Origin of the sequence: Adhaeribacter aquaticus DSM 16391 (assembly GCF_000473365.1) — a bacterium.
GTDB classification, from domain to species: domain Bacteria; phylum Bacteroidota; class Bacteroidia; order Cytophagales; family Hymenobacteraceae; genus Adhaeribacter; species Adhaeribacter aquaticus.
The window spans coordinates 2,838,104-2,863,032 of record NZ_KI421517.1; the positions used below are offsets into that span (position 1 = coordinate 2,838,104).

A 24,929-nucleotide genomic window follows, 5' to 3' on the forward strand; every position below is an offset into this window, starting at 1 on the left:
AAAACACTCTAAGAAATATCATACTAATAGCAATCAATTAAGGCTGATAATAAGGTTGGGCTGTTCTTTTTCCTTTACCTGTTTTATTAAAATAGTAATTAAAATTTTTTGCTGCTCGTTTTTAATGAAATCACGGTTTGTGTAAAATATTTTAAAGTTAATTGGTTGTTTATTGATTCAATTTCAAAATAGATATACATATGTTGAATAAAGCTAATTATAATTAAAGCTCAATTTATATTCAACCCTTTATTTCGGGCATTCAACCCTGCACTTCAGCCATTCAACGAAATAAACTTTACAGAGCCTTTTTTCTGGTGCAAATTTGCATTGTCAAGTAACAGAAATGACAGCAATTATGAGAAGAATAGTACAAAATAACTGGAGTAAATTGGTTGCAGTTGCCCTGGTATTAAATTTATCTATTACCTCTTGCTCTTTTTACGAAGAGGATCTGAAACCATCTGTTTCTGGAGAAGGTGTAATTAAGACAGAAAGTAGAGAAGTGGAGGCTTTTTCAGAAATTGAATTAGAAACCAATGCGACTGTATATGTGACAGAAGGAGCTGAAACAAAAGTTCAGGTTAGTGCCTTTGGAAACTTACAACCGTTTGTGCAGACAATTGTAAACGGAAAAACTTTAATTATTGATAACAAAAGATCTTTCCGTTCTGAGGACCAGATTACAATATATATAACCGTGCCTAGTGTAGAGAAATTAACCGTTAGAGGTGCCGGTAAAGTTATTAGCCAGGGTGTTTTAGGCACAGACCATTTAGCCTTAAAAGTAACTGGTTCGGGTGAGATTAAAGTGGCAGCTGATGCAGAAACTATTAAATCGGATGTAGATGGATCTGGTACCATTGAAGTTGCCGGCCATGCTTATAGCCAGGAAGTAAACATTTCGGGTTCTGGTAAGTTATTAAGTTATGAATTATTAACCGAAGCGAGCCAAGTACAGATTGGTGGATCTGGAAATGCTTTTGCTCAGGTTGCTAAAAAGTTAGATGTAAAAATTACAGGTAGTGGCGAGGTTAAATATAAAGGCCAGCCAACCGTAGATACCAATATAACTGGCACAGGAAGAGTTAGCCAGCTTATATAAAGATTGTTTGTTTGTTTAGTTTGTTTGGTGTTTGTTAATAAACAGGACAGGTATAGTCGAGACTACTATACTTTCCTGTTTTATTAATTTTATCCCTTTGTATTAAGTAGTTATCCTACCAAAGCCTTTGCCCTGGTTGATCTAAGGGAAAATTTTATAAAATAAGGCAGAGAAATAATTATTTTAGGTTCCTGTTACCATTTCAATCCCAAGATTTGCATGAGAAGAAGAGTCAATGTGCTGATGCGGCATTATGTCTTTAAGGTAGGCACTGCTCTTATTTTATCTCTGGTTTGGACCTTTCTGATTGCTTACCTGTTGTCGGGCAAATTTATTTACCGCCTCGATCATCTAATTCTGGACCTTACCTATTCTTTTGTTATGTTTTACCTCTTTTATGAGGGGTATATCCAGATAATGGTATTCTTAAGCAAGCGGTATCCAGCCTTACAAATGTCGGCAGAAAAATATCTTATTGGCTTGTTGATTTTTGAAATATACAGCCTGGCAATTTTTGTACTGATTGGCGTTATACCTTTCTACCTGATTATGGGTGCGCTTAGTAATAATATGAGCGATGCGGCCGCAATCAGGTTAAATTTTATTATGCTGGTGCTAATGTCAGCTATATACTATGGCATACTTACCAGCTTTTTAGTTTTTAAGAATATTCATCAGGCCAGTTTGCAAGCCGAAAAATTACAGAAAGAGATAGCACAAGCCCAGTTTGAGTCGCTCAAAAACCAGGTAAACCCGCATTTCCTATTTAATAGTTTAAATGTCCTTACCTCCCTTATTTCCATCGATCCACTTTTAGCTGAGAAATTTACGGAACAACTTTCCAAGGCTTACCGCTATGTGCTGGAGCACAAAGGCGACGATCTGGTACTGCTTAAAACCGAATTGGAGTTTATTTATTCCTATATATTTTTAATTGATATCCGGTTTAAAGACAAGCTCAAAGTAAATATAAACTTGCCGGAAGAAAAACTTACTTGGTTGTTGCCCCCACTTACCCTCCAATTGCTTATCGAAAACGCCATTAAGCATAATGTGCTTTCCAGAAAATCTCCGTTGCAAATAGAAATTTTTGTGGATAAAGACAATTATTTGTGCGTCCGGAACAACCTGCAAATACGGGAAGAAGCCATGGCATCCAGTAAAGTTGGTTTGCAAAATATATCCAATCGGTATAGTTATATAACCGATCAGCCTACTTATTTTGGGGTGGAAGGTAAAGATTACGTGACGAAGATTCCGCTGCTGCAATAAGTTGTTTTTAAATTAAATAATCCAGGGGTACTAACAGCTAACCGCAAAACATCATAAGCTGAACAACATGAACGTTATTATTATAGAGGATGAGGAATTAGCTGCCAAAAGGTTGGAAACCATGATTCTGAAGGCAGATAACAGCATTAAAATATTAGCTAAACTGGAGTCTATAGAAGAATCGGTAGATTGGTTAAAAAGTAATAATGAACCCGATCTTATTTTTCTGGATATTCACCTGGAAGATGGCATTAGCTTCAGCATTTTTGAAAAAGTGAAAGTAAGTTCGCCTATTATATTTACGACTGCTTTTGATGAATACGCTATCAAGGCCTTTAAGCTAAAGAGCGTTGATTATTTACTAAAGCCGGTCACCCAGGAAGAACTGGAACAAAGTATAACTAAATACCGGGAGTGGGTAAGTCCACAAAACAGCAGCCCTCTGGATATGCATGCCCTTTACGAAATGATTCAGCATCGCACGCCCCAATTCCGGTCGCGTTTTTCTATTGTAGCTGGCCAGAAAATTAAAACAGTAGGTATTGAGGAGATAGCTTATTTTCATGCCGAAGAAGGTGTTGTTTGCCTGGTAACAGATAAAAAGGTAAAATACCCCCTCGATCTCAGCCTGGATCAATTAAACGACCAATTAGATCCGAAAGAGTTTTTCCGGATAAACCGCCAGTATATTGTAAAGCTATCGGCCATTGAAAACATACATGTTTACCCTAAGAGCAAATTGCAGGTAGAGTTGCAGCCAAGTGCTCCCGGCGAAGTATTTGTAAGTTTAGATAAGGTCACCAAATTTAAAGACTGGCTGAATGTTTAGCACTATGTAGTATAATTAAATTTAATTAAACAAAACGGGCTACTAATATTAGTAGCCCGTTTTGTTTATTATTATTTTATCTAAATCAGATAACCATATTTAAAAGTAATACACCTGCTAATCCTATTACCGAAACTAATGTTTCCATAATAGACCAGGTAGCCATAGTTTGCGGAATATTTAAACTGAAATATTCTTTAAACATCCAGAAGCCAGGGTCGTTTACGTGCGAAAACATTAAACTGCCCGATCCGGTAGCCAATACCATTAGTTCCGGGCTTACGCCGGTTGCAGAAATAACCGGTAAGGCAATACCAGCAGTAGTTATGGCGGCAACAGTGGCCGAACCTAAGCATACCCGCAATAGGGCTGCAACGCTCCAGGCCAGGAACAAAGGCGAAAGATTCATATCCTGTACAATAGCAGTTATATAATCGCCAACCCCGCTATCTACCAGTACTTGTTTAAGGGCACCACCACCGCCAATAATCAGCATAATCATGGCAATGCTGCTGATAGATGCCGTTAAGGAACTCATGATATCATCCATTTTCCGGCCCCGGCTAATTCCTAAAGTAAAAATAGCTAATAGCACAGATAGTAGAAGTGCTATAGCGGGGTCACCAAAAAATTCTAATCCGAGTCGTACAGGAGAGGTTTCTGGCAGAACTAAACCCGAAATAGTTGCTGCCGAAATTAACAAAATAGGGAATAAGGCCGTGAAAAGGCTGGTGCCATAGCTGGGCATTTCTTCCTCGGTAAAAACTTTGGGAGTGGCTAAACCAGGAGGAGGAGAGGCCTTGTATTTACCTAAAAAGCTGGTAAAAATAGGTCCGGCAATTATAATAGCCGGTATGGCTACAATTAAACCATAAATTAAAGTTAATCCAATGTCGGCTTTGTAAAGCACGGCAATAGAAGTAGGACCCGGGTGAGGAGGCAAATAACCATGAGTTACCGATAAGGCAGATGCCATAGGAATACCCACATACAGCAATGGCAAACCTGTAGAGGCAGCAATACTAAAAATTAATGGAATCAATAAAACAAAGCCGGCATTATAAAACATAGGTAAGCCTACTAAGAAGCCCGTCAGCATTACCGCCCATTGAATATATTTAATACCAAAGCTTTTAATCAGGCTATAAGTAATACGTTGGGCGGCCCCGCTTTCAGAAATTAAAGTGCCCAACATGGCTCCGAAGCCGAGAATAAGCGCAATAGAGCCAAGCGTGCTGCCTACGCCATTTTGTACTGAGGTAATAACCGCTTTCACCGACATGCCTTCAGCAAGCCCCAACGCAAAAGCCACCATAATAAGGGCTATAAAACCATTAAGCCGGAAAGCAATCATAAGCACCAGTAGCAAGGCAACGGCACCAATAACTAGTAGTAAAGGCATATATTATATTTTAAGTATATTTTTAAATCTATTATCAAGAATGTTATCCTGCTCAATTTACCTTTTTACTGAGGCTTAACATCTATCTGCAAAGCACTAATCTGAGCCATTTGTTCTTTCAATAACGGATAGAGCTTTTCAAATATAGCAAAGTTCTGCTTATAGCTAGCATGATTTTCTGGGCTTGGATAATATTCTTTAGCCGATGAATCAACTAGAATTTCAGGCTGGATGCCGGCTACCTGTAAGGTAAGAAGGGCGGCTCCCCACGCGCCACTTTCAATGGTTTCGGACAATACAACCCGTTTATTAAAAACATCGGCCAGCAGCTGTACCCAGAATTCGGAGCGGGCAAAGCCTCCGTTAGCGAATATAACGTCAATGGGTCCGGTGGTTTCTTCCAGGGCCTGAGCTACCTGGTACATGCCAAACATAATACCTTCTAATACGGCTCTGAGCATATGCGCTCGGGTATGGGTAATACTTAAACCAAAAAATAAACCTCTGGATTGGGCATCCCAGATAGGGGCGCGTTCGCCAAGCAGGTACGGTAAAAATAATAACCCTGCCGCGCCGGCTGGTATGGTAGCAGCCTGTTGCAGTAGTAAATCATAGGCATCTACACCCAGGGCTTTAGCTTCTTCCTGTTCTAAATAACCAAAATTATCGCGGAACCAGCGCAAAATTATACCCCCGTTGCTAACGGCTCCGCCTACTACGTATTGATTAGGTGCTAATATGTAATTGAATAAGCGTTGCTGGTTATCATTAGCGGGTTGGGGAGCCGTTACCCGAATAGCACCACTGGTGCCAATAGTTAGCGCCGCTAAGCCTGGCTTTACAGCGCCGGTTCCTAAATTAGCCAAGCACCCATCGCTGGCTCCGGTTACAAATGGAATGGGCTTGGTTATACCTAAATAAGCTGCAATTTCCGGGTTCAAGTTTGTTTCAGCGTGCAGGGTACTAACTGGTTCTGATAATTGCGTTGCGGAGATGCCTGCTTTAGCCAGGGCTGGTGCATACCAGGTAAAGTTGCGGATGTCGAATAAACCGGTAGCTGAAGCCAGGGAATAATCAATAATATACTTCCGGAAGAATTTATAAAAAACGTATTCTTTAATAGAAATAAATTTGTGAGCCTGTTGATGAACATCGGGCTTATGTTCCTGGAACCAGATTAATTTACATAGCGGTGAAAAAGGGTGTATAGGGGTGCCGGTATGGAGATATATATCTAACCCGAGCGGAGTTTGTTTTAACGCATACGCCTGCTTTTCGCTTCTATTATCAGCCCAGATAATGCAGTTGGTTAGCGGTTGTCCCTGGTCGTCTACTGCAATTAAACTATGCATGGCGCAGCTAAATCCAATCCCAACCAAGTCATGGCCTTTAAGTTGAGCAATTACCTCCTGAAGCGTAAAAAGAACGGCATTATATACTTCTTCCGGATCTTGTTCGCTAAAGCCAGGTTGTGGATTAAAAATCGGGTATTCCTGGTAAGAAGAACAAATAACTTTACCATCCAATGAAAACCCAACTGCTTTGGTACTGGTAGTGCCTAAATCAACGCCAATAACAACCTTCATATTTTAAAAATTATAATTCTATATAAAATGGGTAGAAAATTACGGAATTATTCAGGATATAAAATAAGAATAGAAAAATTGAATCTGGCGAAACCCGGAAATAAAAAAGGCTGGTTTAGGTTAGGAATCAAATTTTATCAGAAATAAGTTTAGCTTTACAATTGTATTAAAATACAATCAGGACCGGTTTGATGTAAGAATGCTATTGCCTACCTTGATGCCGGTATTACTTCTGATGATGCTTTTAAAATATGACAAAAAAATCTGTTTCAACTGCTACGGTAGCCAATAAGGCAATTGAGGGTACTTACTCCAATAAACCCATTATTATTATTGGAGCCTTATTTTTTATTTTTGGTTTTGTAACCTGGTTAAACTCAGTCTTAATTCCTTACCTGCAAATAGCTTGTGAGCTTAATAATTTTGAATCGTACTTCGTAGCATTTGCTTTTTACATTGCTTATTTAGTGATGGCTATTCCTTCGGCCTGGGTATTAAAAAAGACTGGATTTAAGAAAGGAATGTCTGTAGGGTTAGGTGTAATGGCAGTAGGAGCCTTAATTTTTATTCCAGCTGCTTTAACGCGTTTATATGGTTTGTTTTTACTGGGCTTATTTGTGCAGGGAACAGGATTAGCTATTCTGCAAACAGCCTCTAATCCTTATATTACCATTGTGGGACCCCGGGAGAGTGCTGCTAAACGCATTAGCATCATGGGTATCTGTAATAAACTGGCCGGGGCCATGGCGCCAATCATTTTGGGAGCAATTACGCTTAAAAATGTAGATTCCCTAGTGGCCAAGCTAGGTAGTATGGATGCAGCTCAAAAGGCTTCGGAGCTGGATGCGTTGGCTTCACGGGCTATTTTGCCTTATGTTATTATGGTGGTGGTGTTAATAATACTGGCTATTTGGGTGTCCTATTCTGGTCTGCCGGAAGTAGACACCGATGAGGAAGATGCGACCGTAGCGGCGGCTAATGCGGGCAAAACCAGTGCATTTCAGTTCCCGCATTTAATACTGGGTGTGCTGGCCTTGTTTTTATATGTAGGGGTAGAAGTAATGGCTGGCGATACCATTATTAGTTATGGTAACTCACAAGGAATTGCTTTTGATACGGCCAAGTTTTTTACCACTTGTACTTTAGTAGCTATGATTGTGGGATATGTAGTGGGCATTGTAGCTATACCCAAGTACATTGCTCAGGAAAAAGCTTTGCGTATTTGTGCAACCTTAGGTGTTGTCTTTTCCTTGATGGCGATATTCTCTACTGGTTTCTCCTCGGTATTATACATTGCTTTACTTGGCTTAGCCAATTCGCTTATGTGGCCAGCATTGTGGCCATTGGCCATTGCTGACTTGGGAAGATTTACTAAAATTGGGTCTTCCTACATGATTATGGCTATTGCCGGCGGAGCATTAATTCCCCTTTTATATGGTCGGTTAGCCGATATCTGGAACCGGCAGGATGCTTATTGGATTATGGTGCCATGTTATTTATTTATTTTGTATTACGCTACTTACGGTCATAAAATAAGAAGAAGAGCCGCCTGAAAAATACATTTAGGTAAAATAAAACAGGCTGGAAAGAAATTTCGGCCTGTTCTATTTTAAGTGGGTTAGTTCAAAATTAGCAGGTTTGATGCAGACAAACCTAAGCTCCCTGTCCCATATATTGCGATAAACCGCCATCCATAAAATAACTGGATCCGGTAACATATTCAGAATCTGGTGAAGCCAGGAAAACAGCTAGCTTGGCTATTTCTTCGGGGTAACCCGGGCGCTTCATAGGGATGTTCTGAGATTTTTCTTCTCTTACTTTTTCATTATTCATGGCTTCCTGGTTCATAGGGGTTAATATCATGCCCGGGGCTATATTATTTACGTTGATGTTATCTTCTGCCAACTCTAAGGCCAGGGTACGGGTTAGGTTTCGGACTGCACCTTTAGAGGCACAATAATCAGCGGTACCAGCTGAAACTATTTCTTCATGCACGGAAGTAACATTGATTATTTTTCCTTTTCCGCCTTTTTGTTTGCGGTGGCGGATAAAGCTGCGGCAACAGAAAAAAGTGCCGTATACATTGGTGCGCATTGTCCGGTCAAATACTTCAGTGTCCATGTCGGCAACATGCATGCCTGAGCCATTAACCGCCGCATTATTAACCAAAATATCAATTTTATCGAACTCCTGAAGAGCCTGCGCAAATAGCTGTTCAACACTTTGTTCATCGCTAATGTCTACATATAAAACCACTCCTTTGCGGTTGTGATTTTCTACTTCTCTTAAGGTTTCTTGGGCACCTTCCATATCGCTTCGGTAGCAGATAACCACATCGGCACCTTCCTGGGCAAATGCTATAGCGGTAGCTCTTCCTATTCCTGAATCTGAACCAGTAATTAAAGCTATTTTTCCGTTTAGTTTTTGCATAAACTTTGTTTTGGTTTTAGCTATAATCAGCACGAATAGTTAGTCATACTCATTGAATTTGAAGAAGGTTTAAAACAAGGATTGGATAGAAGCATTGAAGTCATTTGCATGTATACTGACAGAAAGGTTGAGGCTGGTATGCTACAGCTGCAACTACTCAGGTTTAAACAGCTGATAGAAGTAGTAATATTATTGGCCCACCAACCGCATAAAATAAATCCAGATTAAGGAATGGTAACTATTGCTAATTACTATCGTTGCTATTCTTAAGTATAGATATACTAAACTATATAGCTGGAAAGCTTAAAAATATAAATAAAACTATGAAAAGATATTGGTATTCCTGTTTGGCAACATTTGTTATGTTGTCTTTTAATTCCTGTTCTACTAATCCGGTAACTGGTAAAAAAGAAGTTATTCTGGTTTCTAAAGAACAGGAAAATGCCATGGGGCAGCAATCTGATCCGGAGATTATAAATTATTTTGGCGTGTACCAAGATGCTAAGCTGCAACAATTCATTAATGAAAAAGGCAAGGCTATGGGAGCTATCTCGCACCGGCCCGAGTTAAACTATACTTTTAAAGTAGTGGATTCGCCGGTAATAAATGCGTTTGCCGTGCCGGGAGGCTATGTGTATTTTACCCGTGGCATTATGGCACATTTTAATAACGAAGCCGAATTTGCCGGAGTTTTAGGACATGAAATTGGCCATGTTACCGCCCGCCATTCGGCGCAGCAGCAAAGTAAGGCTATGCTGGCGCAAATAGGTATGGTGGTAGGTATGGTGGTGGCACCTGAATTAGGACAATTTGCCCAGGCCGCTCAACAGGGGGTAGGATTACTTTTTCTAAAGTTTGGCCGCGACGATGAGCGGGAATCAGATCGTCTGGGTGTAGAATATTCTACCAGGATAGGGTACGATGCTACAGAGATGGCGAAATTTTTTACTACCCTGGAGCGGCAATCAAGTAAATCAGACGGGGAGAAAGTACCTAATTTTTTATCTACTCACCCGGCACCGGCCGAGCGGTTGGAAACAGTTGGTCAGTATGCTGCTGAATGGAAGCAAAAAACGGGAGCAACTAATCTTAAAGTAAACCGGGATCAGTATTTACGACTTATTGATGGTATTATATTGGGGGAAGATCCGAAACAAGGCTTTGTGGAGAATAATGTTTTTTATCATCCTGTTATGAAGTTCCAGTTCCCGATTCCTGCTGGCTGGCAGGTGCAAAATACCCCACAAATGGTGCAAATGGCTCCACAAGGAGGTAAAGCCATGATGATGATGACGCTGGCCCAGGGAACTAACGTGCAGGCAGCTGCACAACAGATAGCGCAACAATACAGCCTGCAGGTGCGGGAGTCGAAAGAGGTAAGTGTTAACGGACTACCGGCATTAGCTATGGTGGCCGATCAGCAACCGCAGCAACAAGGACAAGGGCAACAAACGCAGGGACAACAAACGGCCTCTGTGCGGGCTTTAATTTATCTAATTCAGTATGGCGGTAATATTTATAATATGATGGGAGTAAGTACCCTGCAGGATTTTAATTCTTACGCCAATGTATTTACTGCTTCCATGCAAAATTTCAAACAGTTAACAGATCAGAGTAAGTTAAACCGCCAACCAGAACGGGTAAGAATAAAAACGGTACCGCAAACAGGAACGCTTTCGCAGGTTTTACGGAGTTTTCAAATGCCAGACAAACGCCTGGAAGAGCTGGCACTTTTAAATGGAATGGCCTTAACTGATCAGGTGACGAAAGGAAGTTTGATTAAGGTTGTTGATACTCAATAGTTTTAATCTTGCTTCTGTAAAAGCAGGGTTATTTTCTTGGGAACAGTGGGGCAATTATAGTTATCCAAATATTCGTTGATTTTAATTCAAAACAAGCCTTGTAATTTAGCCGCTTGTGTAAAATCAGAGAGGTGCAGCGTATAATCCGCTTCTCCCACCTGATGACCTTTTTCGGTATTAAAGCGGGCTTGGTACCCGTATATTTTTAAAGGAGTGTACTTATTATTAACAATAAAGCCGCCAAAGCTCTAGCCTCTGGCGGCTTTATTTTTGATATAGTTTAAAACAAAGATATTTTAATGTAGTATTGAGCAGCCCAAAAGTTATGAGCTTCTCATATGCTTAAAGTATGGTTCTACAAGTGGCTGTTTCTGAAGAACTAATTTCATATAATAAATAAAATCTTTTATTTTACTGTTATATTGTGTCTTATGAGGTAAGAGTAACTAATTGTTAATTACTTTATGCCTAACCTAATGTAAGGTCGGATCAGAAGGATAAGAAGTTCTGTAAATTTATTTAAATAGGTTTAAATATCCTTCTGTTGAATTTATACCATAAGATTATAGATTTTGAATAGGAATTTTACAGTAGGTTCTTAATCTTGCGCCGAGAATTTTTATGAATACTTCAGCTGTGTTTAGCTCACATTAAGTCTTTCATCAAACATAATTTAAAAATCCTGCTATGAGTTCACGTCGTGATTTTTTACAAAAAATTTCCCTTTCAGCAATGGCCTTGCCGCTTTTGCCTGTTTCCGATGCTTTAAATCTGGAAGATATTTACGATAAGCCCTACGATGGTCCGGTATTGCGGGTAGCAATTATGGGATTAGGAAGTTACGGCACCCGGGTAGCCGAAGCCATGCAATCCAGCAAAAAAGCCAAACTGGTAGGTGTTATAAGTGGAACACCTTCAAAAGTTAAAGAGTGGCAAACCAAATATAACATTCCGGCTAAGAACAGTTACAATTACGACAATTTCGATCGTATAAAAAGTAACAAAGATATTGATGCTGTTTATGTGATTACTCCAAATGCTTTGCACCACGACCAGGTAATTCGGGTTGCTAAAGCCGGTAAGCATGTAATTTGTGAAAAACCTCTGGCTTTAAATGCAAAAGAAGGCCAGGAAATGGTAGATGCCTGTAAACAAGCTAACGTAAAACTTTTAGTAGGTTACCGGATGCACTTTGAGCCAAAAACGCTGGAAGTTATTCGGATGCGCAATGCTGGCGAGTTCGGTAAAATTTCGTTTTTCCAGGGTCTGTGTGGCTTCCGGATTGGTGATCCTACACAATGGCGTTTGAATAAAGAGTTAGCTGGTGGTGGGTCTTTGATGGATATTGGTATTTACGCCTTGAATGGTTCACGCTATATGGTTGGAGAAGAACCGGTTTGGGTTACTGCCCAGGAAACTAAAACTGATCCGCAGAAATTTAAAGAAGGTGTAGACGAAACCATCATGTTCCAGTTAGGTTTTCCAAGCGGGGCGGTAGCTTCTTGTTTATCAACCTATAACATGAATAACCTGGATCGATTCTTTCTGAATGGTGAAAAAGGATATGCTGAAATGCAGCCTTCTACTGGTTATGGTCCAATAAAAGGGCGCACCCATAAAGGTGAATTAACGCAGCCACACATGACGCACCAAACCGTACAAATGGATGAAATGGCTGATATTATATTAAATGGTAAAAAGCCTGTTGTGCCGGTAGATGGCGAAGAAGGTGTGAGAGACCTGAAAGTAATGGATGCTATTTATGAAGCCGTTAAAACTGGTAATAAAGTAGCTTTAAAATAGAAAGAATAAATTGGCTTCGGCTATTAAATACAAAGGGCCCTCTTTAAGAGGGCCCTTTGTATTTCCGGTTATTTTATAATATATGCTGGCGCCATTGTTTTTTTTAATGGCTGCCTGATGTATGCCTGAATTGCTGAGCCTTTACCTGGGAAGCAATAAATGAACATATTAGTAGTAAGAAAGGCATTAGGTTTTAAAAGGCAGAGTTGGCAGGTTTTGGTTACTATAGCCTATATATTTTAGATAAGGAATTATAAGTTAATAAAAGATAAGCGATAAATCCTCAGGTATAAAACCAAACCTTTTAGTAGATTAATTTTAATCTGCTTGGGGCACGTAAATATGTTTATTTGAAAATATTGCTTTTAAAACGATATTGCCGGAAAGTAAATAGCAGATGAAAATTAAGCTTATAGCGATAGGTAAAACAGACGAAAAATTTCTGGAAGAGGGCATTGAAAAATATCTTAAAAGACTTAAACATTATCATTCTTTTGAATTGATTATTATTCCGGATATAAAGCAGGGAAGCAAATTCATATCTGATAACTTAAAAGAAGCCGAAGGAAAATTAATTCTGCAAAAAGTTCAGGAAGGGGATTTCGTAATTCTACTGGATGAAAAAGGTAAAACGTTTACTTCTTCAGAATTTGCTGTTTTTCTGCAGAAGAAGCTTAATACCGTTACTACCAATTTAATCTTTGTTATTGGTGGCGCTTTTGGTTTTTCACCTGCTGTTTACGAACGGGCAAACGAAAAAATATCACTTTCCAAAATGACTTTTTCCCACCAAATGGTAAGGCTGTTTTTTACGGAGCAACTGTACCGGGGATTTACCATTCTTCGTGGTGAAAAATACCATCATGAGTAATTATATTTTCTCCTTGGAAACAGGAAGCTGTTTTACTAATGCCTAGGAGCACAAGCAGCACCACCAAGTAATAGCTTGGTGTAAATAATATTTAATAATTATCTATAAACTATAATGAGCGGATTTAAGCGGGAACTGAAGTTATTTGATGCGGTTATGATTGTGGCTGGTACCATGATTGGCTCCGGTATTTTTATTGTAAGTTCTGATATTGCCCGCGAAGTAGGATCTGCCGGGTATTTATTATTGGTCTGGCTTATTAGTGGCTTTATTACTTTGGTTGGGGCCCTTAGCTATGCCGAACTGGCCGGTATGATGCCAAAAGCCGGAGGTCAGTACGTTTACCTGCGCGAAGCTTACAATCCATTAGTTTCTTTTCTGTATGGCTGGACGCTATTTCTGGTAATTCAGACTGGTACTATTGCCGCTGTAGGGGTGGCATTTGCCCGCTTTACCGGGGTTTTGCTGCCGAACATGTTTAATGATTCGGCTATTATACTTGATTTAGGCTTCTTGCAAATTTCGACGCTCCAGGTATTAGCGATTTTTACTATTCTGCTTTTAACTTACCTAAATTCCCGGGGTGTGCGCAATGGTAAATTAATTCAGAACGTTTTTGGCAGTACTAAAATTATTGCCTTGTTTGCTCTTATTCTCTTGGGCTTCATAATTGGGCAGCATGCGGATGCTATAAGTAGTAACTTTAGTCAGATGTGGCAACCGGAACGGGTATTAGTAACGGAGGGACAAGTTGTCGGTTCTACTCCTTTATCCGGGATAAACATTGTAGTTGCTATTGGTATAGCTTTGATAGGTGCCTTGTTTTCCAGCGATGCCTGGAATAACATAAGCTTTGCCGGCGACGAGGTGGTGGATCCCACTAAAACCCTGGTGCGCAGTTTAGCAATTGGAACTGGTCTGGTAACATTTACCTACATGCTGGTAAACATTGTGTATTTGCTGGTATTGCCTTTATCAGAAATTCAGACTGCCGCTTCCGACCGGGTAGCCGTAACCGCTGCCGAAGCAATAGGAGGCTCAGGTGCTACCTTAGCTATTGCTGTGCTAATCATGATCTCCACGTTTGGGTGCATTAACGGCTGTATTTTAGCTGGGGCCCGGGTTTATTATGCCATGGCCAAAGACGGTTTGTTTTTTCCGGGTATGCGGAAATTAAATAAAAAAGGGGTGCCGGGCGCAGCCTTGTGGTTTCAAGGGTTATGGGCTAGTTTGTTGTGCCTGTCGGGTACTTACGGTAGCTTATTGGGCTACGTCATGTTTGCGGTTATTTTCTTTTACATTCTCACCATTATCGGTATTTATATTCTGCGAAAAAAAATGCCCGATTTGCCCCGTCCGTATAAAGCTATCGGATACCCATTTTTGCCGGCTTGCTATATCCTGCTGGCCTCGGCTTTTTGTTTAATTCTGCTTATTTACCGGCCCGAGAACTCCTGGCCCGGATTTATTCTGGTATTGTTAGGAATTCCGGTTTTCCTGCTGTTTAAAACAAAGTTTAAAATAAGCGATTAACCTATAAACTATTGACTGTTCTTAAAAAAGGGAGAGGTAAAGCGGAAAAGTAGTTGATGTTATAATAGATTTATCTAGTTTTTTGCTTGATATCTACCTTGTAGCGTACACCTGTAAAATCATAATTTTGCTCCCTAAGTAATATTTTTTATTTTTCTGGCAGAGCCAAAACAAACTCTTAATGCAATGAAACAAATCCGTTGGGGTATAATAGGGTGCGGCGACGTAACCGAAGTAAAAAGCGGACCAGCTTTTTCAAAAGTGCCTAATTCTAAACTGGTGGCGGTAATGCGCCGGGATGCCGCTAAAGCCGAAGATTATGCGCGCCGCCATAATGTGCCGAAATGGTATGCCGATGCCGATGCTTTAATTAATGATCCTGAGGTAGATGCAGTTTACATTGCTACACCGCCGGGATCTCATGCCGAATATACTTTTAAGGTAGCTGCTGCCGGGAAGCCGGTGTACGTGGAGAAGCCCATGGCTCGTACCTATGAAGAGTGTCAGCAAATGATCGAAGCCTGTGAGGAGGCGGGAGTTCCGTTGTACGTGGCTTATTACCGCCGTAGTCAGCCACTATTCCGGAAAGTAAAAGAATTAGTAACTACCGGGGCAATAGGGGATGTGCGCCTGGTTAATATGCGCCTGTATCACCCGGTACAAAAAGATTTAGACCAGGAGCAGTTGCCATGGCGGGTGCAGCCTGAGCACGCTGGCGGGGGCTTGTTTTTTGATTTAGCCTCCCATCAATTAGATATGCTGGATTATATTTTTGGCCCGATTACGCAGGCGCAAGGCATAGTAGGCAATCAGGCAGGCTTATATCCTGCTGAGGATGTTGTAGCAGCGACCTATGCTTTTGGTTCTGGTATATTGGGAACCGGTATGTGGAGTTTTACGGTGGGCGATAATGTAAAAACTGATACTATTGAAATAGTGGGTAGTGCTGGCCGGGTTATGTTCTCTACTTTTTCCAGTGAAGTTATCACACTAGAAAATGCAGAAGGTGTTCAGGCATTTACTATACCTTATCCGCAGCATGTGCAGCAGCCTTTTATTGAAGAAATGGTACAGGATATTTTAGGTCAGGGTACTTGTCCGAGTACAGGCGTTTCAGCTGCTCGTACTGCCAAAATTATGGACCAGATTGTAGGGCGCTAACTAAGAATTAACCTTATAAAAATTTAAATAGACATAGTTTGCTACTATGTTAAACGTTTTCAAAGGTTTTGCTACGGCAAAGCTTTTGAAAACGGTATTTGCTCTCCTTACGAATGCATTTCTAATGTTACTGGGATTAGCCCTTGGGAGCTATAAAATTTAATAAGATTGCTGCTCTTTCTTCTTTTCTCTTAAAGATTGTAGCTTTGAAGTATAGGGTTCATGTTCTAAATAATAAGAAAGAGCTTGTTGATTGAAAGATAAAAGGGTTTAATAGCATAGAGAAATAAAGTGCTATAAAAGGAAGAACAATTTACCCTTATCCTGCCATAATTTAAGCTTTGCTCACTTTGTGTAACAACCGTTAGGCAGAAAAGATGCCTCAAAAGCTTTCGTTTACTTCTCGTGCCCACATTACATAATATCTGGCTCAACACGCAGTTTTTGGAAAAGCAACTGCTCTTGTTGCAAAACGAAGATGCAAAGACGTAATAAGGGAGAAAAATTTACTTCTTTTTAAGGAGTTTTTTTTGTGCGTGTTGGTAACCTTTTCTCTTTAAATCAAATTAGCTTTCTCAGGGTACTAACCACAATTGGCTATAAGTGTTTTCTTCTCTTATAGCCTTAACGGTGTCTGATTTTGTATTTCCTGTTCCTGAAAAATAGATTTCTTATTCTCTGGGTTGATTAAAAAGTCTCCTGCTAATAGGCACAAGTAGGATTCGCTTTTTTCGAATGCTAATCGAAATATTTATTAAAAAAGTTATATTAATTATAAATATAAGTTCGCGTTTTGAAAATAAGAAGAGGTAGAGGATGAGTAAATTTTTTCTATCTATATAAGTACTGTTATGGATCCTGATAATATAAAAGATAAGTAATCTATCTCAGAGATAAATTGCCAGTTTGCCATTTTTTCTTGTTCTGGCTCAGAAATTTGGTTTCTTAGTATATAATTTTCTGGCCCTATCTTGTAAATAGAGAAACTATTAGTAGGCACCGAATGCTTGCTTCTTGCTACTAATTCTAATTCATTAAAATCAAATTCTAAATGATTAGGTAAATATTGGATATTGTGGTTCAACATAAATAGTGCAATTTTTATCCTTTACAAAAAAACTAGGTTTTGAGTTCCTGTACTTTTAACCTGACCCGAACAAAATTGCTTAAACCCCCATTTATACGCCTCTAAAAGTAGCTTTGTCAATAGCTCTCTCCCTGTCCAATTAACAAAATAATAATATTGCTATAATTATCTGGTAATGTCTGATTAATAGCTTTAGCGTATTAATGATCAGTAGGTTAAGGATGGTGATTATGCTCAAGAATCTCTATAAAATATTGTTGTATGGCCTGTATCTATTGGCTTATTGGTCAATGGTGCACTAAACTTTTGTGTTATGAAAACTTTAGTAAATTTTTTCAAAAAAAAGTTAGAGAACCTCTTTCTTTCCCGGTTGCACTCCTTTTGCTCTCCATTCAAAACGCACTAATCTGTAAAGAATGGCTAATATCAGGAAACTGCACTCCTACAAAAGAAAAGTAGATGTAGTTATTATTTCGGATACTCACTTAGGGACGTACGGGTGCCATGCGGAGGAGCTGCTGCGGTACCTGAAAAGTATCCAGCCAAAGCATATAATTCTGAATGGTGATATTATAGATATCTGGCAGTTTAGTAAAAGTTATTGGCCGGCTTCGCATATGCGGGTTGTAAAATACCTGACCGGCTTGATTGCTAAAGGAGTGAAAGTGGAATACATTACCGGCAACCATGATGAAATGCTCCGGAAGTTTGTTGGGTTTAAGTTAGGTTCATTTAGCATTGAGAATAAAAAAGTGCTGGAGTTAGATGGCCATAAAGCGTGGATTTTTCATGGTGATGTATTTGATGTTACCATGAAGCATGCCAAATGGCTAACCCGTTTAGGCGCTAAAGGATACGATCTGCTAATTCTTCTTAACCGATTGATAAATTATTTTTGCAGTAAACTCAAATATGATAAAATTCTACTATCTAAAAGTATTAAAAACCGAGTAAAAAGTGCTGTTAAGTTTATAAACGATTTTGAACAAACCTGCGCTGAAATTGCCATTGAGAACAATTATCAATATGTAATTTGTGGCCATATTCATCATCCCGAAATACGACAAATTACTACTAATAATGGCCAGGTAACATATCTAAACTCCGGAGATTGGATAGAAAATCTGACGGCTCTGGAGTATTCTGGTGGAACCTGGCACCTGTACAAATATTTGGAAGATACTTCGCTGCACAGCCAGGAGGCTGATGAGGTTAGTTCAGAAGTATTAGATACAACTTTGCTTTTCCAATCCCTGATGTCTGAATTTAACCTTAAACGCGCTTGAAAATATTATATGCTGTACAGGGCACCGGTAACGGGCACCTGAGCCGGGCGCTGGATGTAATTCCCCAGTTAAAGAAAAAAGCTGCCGTAGATGTTTTAATGAGTGGTTGCCAGGCCGATTTAGCTTTACCCTTCCCGGTTAAATATAAATACCATGGGATGAGCTTTATATTCGGGAAAAAAGGTGGGGTAGATTTTGTGCAGACCTTTGCACAATTACAATCGCGATCTTTTTTTCAGGAGGTCCGGGATTTGCCCGTAGAAGATTATGATTTGGTTATTAATGACTTTGAGCCCGTTTCGGCCTGGGCATGTTATTTTAAAAAGTTACCTTGTATTTCATTAAGTCATCAAAGTGCAGTTCTGGCTCCCGAAGCTCCGCAACCTAAAAAACAAGATGTTTTTGGGCGGTTTATTTTGCGTAATTATGCTCCGGTAACGGATCATTTCGGTTTTCATTTTCAACGGTTCAATTCTAAAATTTTTACGCCGGTAATCCGGTCTCAGGTAAGAGATTTACAAATTGAAAACAGAGGTCATTACACCGTTTACTTACCAGCGTATGACGATAAAAGTCTGGTAACAGCTCTTCAAGATTTTAAACAGGTGCAATGGCAGGTTTTCTCTAAACATAACCGTCAGCCATTTCAGTACAAGAATATATCCATACGCCCAATTCAAAACGAAGCTTTTATAGAAAGTATGGCTACCAGTTCGGGGGTACTTTGCGGGGCTGGTTTTGAAACGCCTGCCGAAGCCCTTTTTATGGAAAAGAAATTATTGGTAGTTCCCATGAAAAACCAGTATGAACAGCATTGTAATGCCGCGGCTTTAGCAGCCATGGGGGTGCCGGTTATTAAAAGTTTAAAAGCCAAACACGGGCCTTTAATAGGAGAGTGGCTGCAGCAGGATAAAGTTATTCCGGTACATTATCCGGATGAAACAGAAAAAGTTGTGGATATGCTATTAGAAAAATATTCCGTAAAAGCTGAATCATTAGTGTTTTAACTAAAAAGCGAATAAACTAGAAAGGAAGAAATGTTTCGCCGCACCCCAAGGATAGGATTCTTTATTCTAAGGCGACAGCATAAAGTAAAAAGATAAGAATGGATAGCGTAGTAGAAGATAGTTTCAAAAGAGAAGAATTACATAAAGAGGCATTTGGTAAAGATTTTAAATGGGGTGTTTCAACAGCAGCTTACCAGATAGAGGGCGCTCATCAGGCTGATGGGAAAGGAGCTTCCATCTGGGACCATTTTACCGGAATTAAAGGTAAGATTCTGAACAATCATAACGGTAACAACGCCTGCGATTTTTACAATCGGTACCATTCCGATTTAAACCTGATGCGGGAGTTGCATATTCCTAACTTTCGGTTTTCATTGTCTTGGTCCCGGATATTACCCCAGGGGGTAGGACAAATTAACTACAAGGGAGTAGACTACTACCAACGCATAATAGACCATTGCTTAGAGAATAACATTGAGCCTTGGGTAACTTTGTACCATTGGGATTTACCGCTGGCTTTAGAACAAAAGGGCGGCTGGGCAAACCGGGATGTTGTAAGTTGGTTTGAAGAATACGCCCAGTTATGTGCTGATAAGTTTGGGGATAGGGTGCGGAATTGGATGGTATTGAATGAACCCATGGTTTTTGTGGGTGCCGGATATTTCCTAGGAAAGCACGCGCCAGGCCGGAGAGGAATTAAATCTTTTCTTTCTGCTACTCATCATGCTGCTTTATGTCAGGCGGCTGGAGGGCGTATTTTAAAAGCAAGTTTGCCTCATGCCAAAGTAGGTACCACGTTTTCCTGTTCGCACCTGGAGCCTTACCGGGATTTAGAGCGGGATAAAAAGGCAACTTTAAGGGTAGATGCTATACTAAACCGACTTTTCCTGGAGCCGGCATTAGGTTTGGGCTACCCTTTTCAGGAGGTAAAGTCTTTAAAGCGCATTACCGATTTTTTTAAAGCGGGTGATGAAGACCTGTTACCTTTTGATTTTGATTTTATTGGCGTTCAGAATTATACCCGGGAGGTAGTTAAATATTCTTTATTTACCCCTTTTATTCAGGCGTCTTTGGTGCCGGCAAATAAACGTAAAGTAGTACACACGGCTATGAACTGGGAAGTTTATCCGGAAGCTATTTACCACATGCTCCATAAATTTCAGGCTTATCCGAAGGTTAAAAAAATTATTATTACCGAAAATGGTGCAGCTTTTCCGGATGTGCTAATAAATGGAAATGTACAGGATTCCCAGCGCCTGCAATATCTACAGCAATATTTAAAACAAATACTGCGGGCGAAGCAAGAAGGGGTAAAGGTGGATGGTTACTTTGTTTGGACTTTTACGGATAACTTTGAATGGGCTGAAGGCTATAATCCTAGGTTTGGATTAGTTTACGTAGATTTTGAAACTCAAGAACGTTATGTAAAAGCTTCAGGGCAATGGTATAGTAATTTTTTGAAGCAATAACAATAATAGACTTATAATTGATTAGGGGAAATTCCGATTTCCTATTAAAACTGCCCAGATTTTCTGTTTCATTTCAAAACCTTATTAATTTATAGCTGTTTAAGATCAGAACTAATTCACTATTTATTGGGTAAAAATATTTTTAATTAGCCTTATTTTAAGGTATGATTATTGCTATATAATAAAAATATTTTTAAACCCAGGCAACCAAACCTAATAGAAAATACTCTTAGAGTAGTAAAGGTTGCTGATTAGTTTATAGCATCTTAAATACTGTTTATGAAGAAAATTTACTTACTATTATATCTGTTCTTTGGGTTGGGGGCTTTTACCTTTACCGGTTGTAGTGAAAAAGAAGATGTGGTAATGCCGCAGGACTGTGAGATTATGGCTCAGGTTAAGTTTGATAAGAGTTGTGGGGTGCAGCTGGTTTTAGAAAATGGGCAGGTTGTACTGCCAACAAAAGTCAAGACAATACCAGCAGCAGGGGAGGAGAAAAAGTACACCGTAAATGGTTTTGAAGTGGAAGAAGGACACCACATTATTATTGGTTTTACGCCGGTACCGGGTGGAGAAGTAACTTGCGGCGAAGTAAAGGGTAAACCCGTAGACGTAACTTGTATAGTTGGTTTTAAAACTCGAAAAATTTAAGGGTTATTTATTTTCTGATTGTAAGCCCCGGCATTTGCCAGGGCTTTTTTTCTTGTAACACTGGCTGTTCGGAACTATTAGTTTTAGGAATAAGTTTAGCTGAAATATTAAGTTTTTATATATTTAATATGCTTCATATCAGTTGACTAAGATGCCTAAAAAAGCCTTGGGAGAATAACTGATTCTATAGAGTTTGGCACTTATGTTGCTATATTATGAATAAGAAATTTAGCTCAAAAGAAGAAAATTTTGTAACAAGATTGATCTTTTTGGGGCATAATTTGTTTAAGTAATAGGAAATAAAGATACACAATCGAATATAAGAATCTATGAAAAAAGCAGTGAAGCAAGGTTTGGTGTGGTTGATGACGGTAGTTGCTTTGATGCAGGCTCCGCAGGCCATAGCAGAAACCTCAGGGGTGCCTACTAGCACTAGTGCTAGTGCTCCTAAAGCCGGTGCCCGGGATATTATTAAAGAGATTATTGATGTAGTTGGCTTAAAACCACGTTTTGAATTACGGGAAGCAAATATAGATAATGCAGCTGCTGTAATTTATGGAGGCCAACGTTATATTTTATATAACCGTCAGTTTGTGGCGGCAGTTAATAACGCCGTAAAAACCGACTGGGCTGCAGTTAGTATTTTGGCTCATGAGATTGGTCACCACTTAAATGGCCATACCCTTTCAAGAGGAGGCAGCAATCATCAGGATGAATTGGAGGCAGATGAATTCTCTGGTTTTGTGTTGCGCAAAATGGGAGCTAGTTTAGCGGATGCCCAGGCTGCCATTGGCCTGTTATCTGATGAAGAAGGTTCTCATACGCATCCGGGACGGAGTACGCGTTTAGCATCTATCAGTAAAGGTTGGCAGTCAGCAGATGAGCAAATTATTGCAAGTGCGAATACAAGACCAAGTAATAGGCCGGTAGCATTACGGCAGCCAGCTCCAAGCAGCCGTCAAACTGTAGCAACTACCCCAAGCCGCACGGTGTCACAACGTGGTGGTACAGCGCAAAATATATTAGGTAAAATCAATTTTTCGTCGTTGCCTAATGAAAAAATTTATGTGACTGCTAATATGAATGTGGTAAGGGTAAAGGGTGATGGCGAAGTGGAAACTATCGGAAAAATCTCTAAAACCAATAATCAAAGCTATCCATTTGTGTTGAAAAGCAATTATTTTGAATCTTTATTTATTGGAAACAATGGGTATGTCTTAAATCAAAATGGCCAGCGTGTTGGTTTTATATCTTAATTTTAAATAGTTAGTGTTTAGTTAAAAGCCTGAGTCACCTGATTCAGGCTTTTTTATTTTTGTAGCTTACTCCCCATCATGCGGCCGATCTGGTGTTATTACAGGTTTTAAGGCTTGGCGTTCAGCTTCTAATAAAGCTTTTTGTTCGTCAGTTAGTGGTTGTAAATGGTTTAAATCTGGCTGGCCGGCATCTACCCAACAAGTATACCAAAACGAACCTACCAGCCAAAGGGCTAAGCGCATTTGCCGTTCTACCTGTCCTTTCAATTTCTGGTGGTACGCTTTTGAAAAATCAGGTGAATAAGTTTTTACGGAGGTAATACCGCGTTCTTCAAAGGTATACTTCTTGTCTTCAGGAACCTGACTGGTTACCTGCTTTTCAAAAGTGAATACCGAGTCCAGTGCGGCATGGGATCGCCAGACAATTTCCCAAGCCTGTTTCTGCGGATTTTTAAGATAAATAGCTGGCCCTACAAAATAATCATAACTATTGGCAAGTAGTTCTGGAAGTCTTGATTCCCATAAACCATGAATGCCAGCTTGATTGGTAAATTGTCCATTGTAATTGCGGGTTGTATGTAAGGGTACACAAGCATCCGCAACATAATGCCCTAAATCAGCAGATAGGCGCAAAATATTAGTTAAGTTATGTTCTTTGAAAGCTTCGGTCAATTGAAATTTGATGAGGCTGATATGCCAGGGTACAATACCATGTTTATTCAAAGAATCTTCTCCAAAATGTTCCACTGCATCGCGCCAAAATAAAGGTAATTTGGTGCGGGCACTATCTCCGTATACATCCAAATCAATAAAATGACGTGGACCCTCCGCTTTCACCACATATCGCCTGCGGTCGGGGTTTACAGCATTTTCCGTTATATAAAGCAGATGTTTTTTATAGAAGCCAATTATTTCAGGCGGTAAAGTAAATACCGCTAACCGATTGATGCGCTGGTGAGCAAAAAAGCCCCAGGACCACAACTTTGTTGGGACCCAAAGTAATAATAAAACCAGCCAAAGTTTTTTATACATGTACTTGACAAAGCTTAATCTGCTTTTCTACAACGACCTGCTTTGATATTAGTTTAAGCACAGTAATCTAAATCAATAATCTCCGGTACCTTCTAAACTTTTGATTTTATAGCGTTTTTTATTGATAAAATGTAAATAATTAAAGAAAATAGTAAGGCGGATATCTTCTAGTATACTGCTTTTGCTGCCTATAATTATTGCAGGCCTACACTTACATGTTTTGTAGCAAAAAAGCAGAGTCAGAAGAAAATTGTAAAATATAAGGAAAATTTAATATTGCTGCTAAAAAACAGTTTCTGGCATAAAAGCTGCATTTAGCTAAAGTGTTCGAGAGGGTGGTAAGTGATTGATAGGTAAGGGAATGAACAGGGTTTCAGGGGCTGCAGATCCTGTTAAACCCAAACCAAATAATTAGCTGTTTCACTTATTAAATTTAAATTTATGAAAACTACCTTACTTTTTAATATACTAAATAAAACAATACCGTTCTTATTCAGCCTTACCTTTTTATTAAGTGCCTGTAAAGAAGATGAAATTATAGCGCCGGTTACTGCTAATCCTGCCCCGGTAACAGGATCTCCTGCAAATACTCCGCAGGGAGAAAGTCCGGCAGAGAATACACCGCCAGCCACTGCTGATCCAACTCCAGCTCCTGTTCAGGGTAAATCCATGACGTTTAGAGGGCAATACACACAACTACTGGAATACAATGTAGATGGAACACTACAGCGTTATACCAGTCACTCTAATGGTACTTTTATCCATAACTTTGAGTATGACGCTAATAAAAAGCCAGTAAAGGCAACAACAAATAATTTTGGTAATACCCGTTACTTTTATACAGGTGAGGTGTTAGAAAAAGCAGTTAAATACGATTTGCTTGACCGGCCTTTAAAAGAATATGTGTTTAACTTTAATTCCCAAAATCAATTAATAGAGCAACATGGTTTTAGAGTAGCATTAGATGGAAGTAAAACTGAATTTGAAAAACAGGTTTATGCTTATGATAATAAAGGAAATATGAACCTGATGAAGCAATATTATATTGATCCGGCAACGGGGCAGTTAGTATTGTCAGCCTCTTTCCATTACGAGAACTTTGATAATAAACAGAATGCTATTCCGTACTTATCAGAACCTTATCTGCCACAAGTAACTCTATGGGTAAATAATCCGGGCAAAAGATATATCCTTAGTAAAGATGGTAATCTTTTAGTTGGTGCTGAAACCTACGGGTATAGCTATAACGAAGCTGGTAGGCCAGTTTCCAGGTATACTACTGTAGATGTTGGTGGAAGAACCGTTTCTTATTCCGGTACCTTTACTTATACTGGATTCTAATTACAA

At 39.5% G+C, this 24,929-nt stretch carries 19 protein-coding genes; 15 read left to right on the top strand and 4 right to left on the bottom strand.

Going from position 1 to position 24,929, the window contains the following annotated elements; genetic code table 11:
• The first annotated feature begins 358 nt into the window (after positions 1-358).
• The 3 genes from ADHAQ_RS0114670 (at position 359) to ADHAQ_RS0114680 (ending at position 3,206) form a co-directional block, all read left to right on the top strand.
• Positions 359-1,105, top strand: a complete 747-nt coding sequence (locus ADHAQ_RS0114670) for a head GIN domain-containing protein (protein WP_026463577.1) — start codon at positions 359-361, stop codon at positions 1,103-1,105.
• Between the two features lie 219 nt (positions 1,106-1,324).
• Positions 1,325-2,377 (top strand): sensor histidine kinase, encoded by a 1,053-nt coding sequence (locus tag ADHAQ_RS25845; RefSeq protein WP_084523864.1) that lies wholly within the window; start codon positions 1,325-1,327, stop codon positions 2,375-2,377.
• 67 nt (positions 2,378-2,444) lie between these two features.
• Complete coding sequence (locus ADHAQ_RS0114680; protein ID WP_026463578.1) at positions 2,445-3,206, top strand: LytR/AlgR family response regulator transcription factor; 762 nt, start codon at positions 2,445-2,447, stop codon at positions 3,204-3,206.
• 85 nt (positions 3,207-3,291) lie between these two features.
• On the opposite strand, the gene ADHAQ_RS0114685 is transcribed toward ADHAQ_RS0114680, so the two are convergent.
• Positions 3,292-4,608, bottom strand: a complete 1,317-nt coding sequence (locus ADHAQ_RS0114685) for a gluconate:H+ symporter (RefSeq protein ID WP_026463579.1) — start codon at positions 4,606-4,608, stop codon at positions 3,292-3,294.
• A gap of 65 nt (positions 4,609-4,673) precedes the next feature.
• Positions 4,674-6,194 (bottom strand): gluconokinase, encoded by a 1,521-nt coding sequence (locus ADHAQ_RS0114690; protein ID WP_026463580.1) that lies wholly within the window; start codon positions 6,192-6,194, stop codon positions 4,674-4,676.
• Positions 6,195-6,445: 251 nt separating this feature from the next.
• Between ADHAQ_RS0114690 and ADHAQ_RS0114700 the strand changes: the two genes are divergently transcribed.
• Positions 6,446-7,747 carry a sugar MFS transporter gene (locus ADHAQ_RS0114700; protein WP_026463581.1) on the top strand — a complete coding sequence of 434 codons (1,302 nt, stop codon included), beginning with the start codon at positions 6,446-6,448 and terminating at the stop codon, positions 7,745-7,747.
• A 100-nt stretch (positions 7,748-7,847) separates the two neighbouring features.
• Here the strand turns inward: ADHAQ_RS0114700 and ADHAQ_RS0114705 are convergent, their stop codons facing one another.
• Entirely contained in the window at positions 7,848-8,624 is a 777-nt protein-coding gene (locus tag ADHAQ_RS0114705; protein ID WP_026463582.1) for an SDR family NAD(P)-dependent oxidoreductase, read from the bottom strand.
• A 323-nt stretch (positions 8,625-8,947) separates the two neighbouring features.
• Between ADHAQ_RS0114705 and ADHAQ_RS0114715 the strand changes: the two genes are divergently transcribed.
• The 10 genes from ADHAQ_RS0114715 (at position 8,948) to ADHAQ_RS0114770 (ending at position 22,550) form a co-directional block, all read left to right on the top strand.
• Entirely contained in the window at positions 8,948-10,426 is a 1,479-nt protein-coding gene (locus tag ADHAQ_RS0114715) for a M48 family metalloprotease (protein WP_026463583.1), read from the top strand.
• 687 nt (positions 10,427-11,113) lie between these two features.
• Complete coding sequence (locus ADHAQ_RS0114720) at positions 11,114-12,229, top strand: Gfo/Idh/MocA family protein (RefSeq protein WP_026463584.1); 1,116 nt, start codon at positions 11,114-11,116, stop codon at positions 12,227-12,229.
• 397 nt (positions 12,230-12,626) lie between these two features.
• Positions 12,627-13,100, top strand: coding sequence for a 23S rRNA (pseudouridine(1915)-N(3))-methyltransferase RlmH (gene rlmH / locus ADHAQ_RS0114725; protein WP_026463585.1), 474 nt, complete (start codon positions 12,627-12,629; stop codon positions 13,098-13,100).
• A 114-nt stretch (positions 13,101-13,214) separates the two neighbouring features.
• Positions 13,215-14,633, top strand: coding sequence for an APC family permease (locus tag ADHAQ_RS0114730; protein WP_026463586.1), 1,419 nt, complete (start codon positions 13,215-13,217; stop codon positions 14,631-14,633).
• A gap of 186 nt (positions 14,634-14,819) precedes the next feature.
• Complete coding sequence (locus ADHAQ_RS0114735) at positions 14,820-15,794, top strand: Gfo/Idh/MocA family protein (RefSeq protein ID WP_026463587.1); 975 nt, start codon at positions 14,820-14,822, stop codon at positions 15,792-15,794.
• Between the two features lie 1,503 nt (positions 15,795-17,297).
• Positions 17,298-18,167 (top strand): UDP-2,3-diacylglucosamine diphosphatase, encoded by an 870-nt coding sequence (locus ADHAQ_RS0114750; RefSeq protein WP_026463589.1) that lies wholly within the window; start codon positions 17,298-17,300, stop codon positions 18,165-18,167.
• Positions 18,164-19,174 (top strand): glycosyltransferase family protein, encoded by a 1,011-nt coding sequence (locus ADHAQ_RS25850; protein ID WP_034256840.1) that lies wholly within the window; start codon positions 18,164-18,166, stop codon positions 19,172-19,174. The genes ADHAQ_RS0114750 and ADHAQ_RS25850 overlap by 4 nt, the downstream gene beginning before the upstream one ends.
• Before the next feature lie 98 nt (positions 19,175-19,272).
• Positions 19,273-20,643, top strand: a complete 1,371-nt coding sequence (locus ADHAQ_RS0114760; protein WP_034256842.1) for a GH1 family beta-glucosidase — start codon at positions 19,273-19,275, stop codon at positions 20,641-20,643.
• Between the two features lie 279 nt (positions 20,644-20,922).
• Positions 20,923-21,294, top strand: coding sequence for a hypothetical protein (locus tag ADHAQ_RS0114765; protein ID WP_026463591.1), 372 nt, complete (start codon positions 20,923-20,925; stop codon positions 21,292-21,294).
• A gap of 329 nt (positions 21,295-21,623) precedes the next feature.
• A complete protein-coding gene (locus ADHAQ_RS0114770; protein ID WP_245590620.1) occupies positions 21,624-22,550 on the top strand; it encodes a M48 family metalloprotease in 927 nt (308 codons plus the stop codon).
• Between the two features lie 66 nt (positions 22,551-22,616).
• On the opposite strand, the gene ADHAQ_RS25855 is transcribed toward ADHAQ_RS0114770, so the two are convergent.
• Positions 22,617-23,582: a zinc dependent phospholipase C family protein gene (locus ADHAQ_RS25855; RefSeq protein ID WP_051359948.1), complete on the bottom strand. Its 966-nt coding sequence runs from the start codon at positions 23,580-23,582 to the stop codon at positions 22,617-22,619.
• A gap of 441 nt (positions 23,583-24,023) precedes the next feature.
• Between ADHAQ_RS25855 and ADHAQ_RS0114780 the strand changes: the two genes are divergently transcribed.
• Positions 24,024-24,923, top strand: coding sequence for a hypothetical protein (locus ADHAQ_RS0114780; protein WP_026463593.1), 900 nt, complete (start codon positions 24,024-24,026; stop codon positions 24,921-24,923).
• Positions 24,924-24,929: the final 6 nt, after the last annotated feature.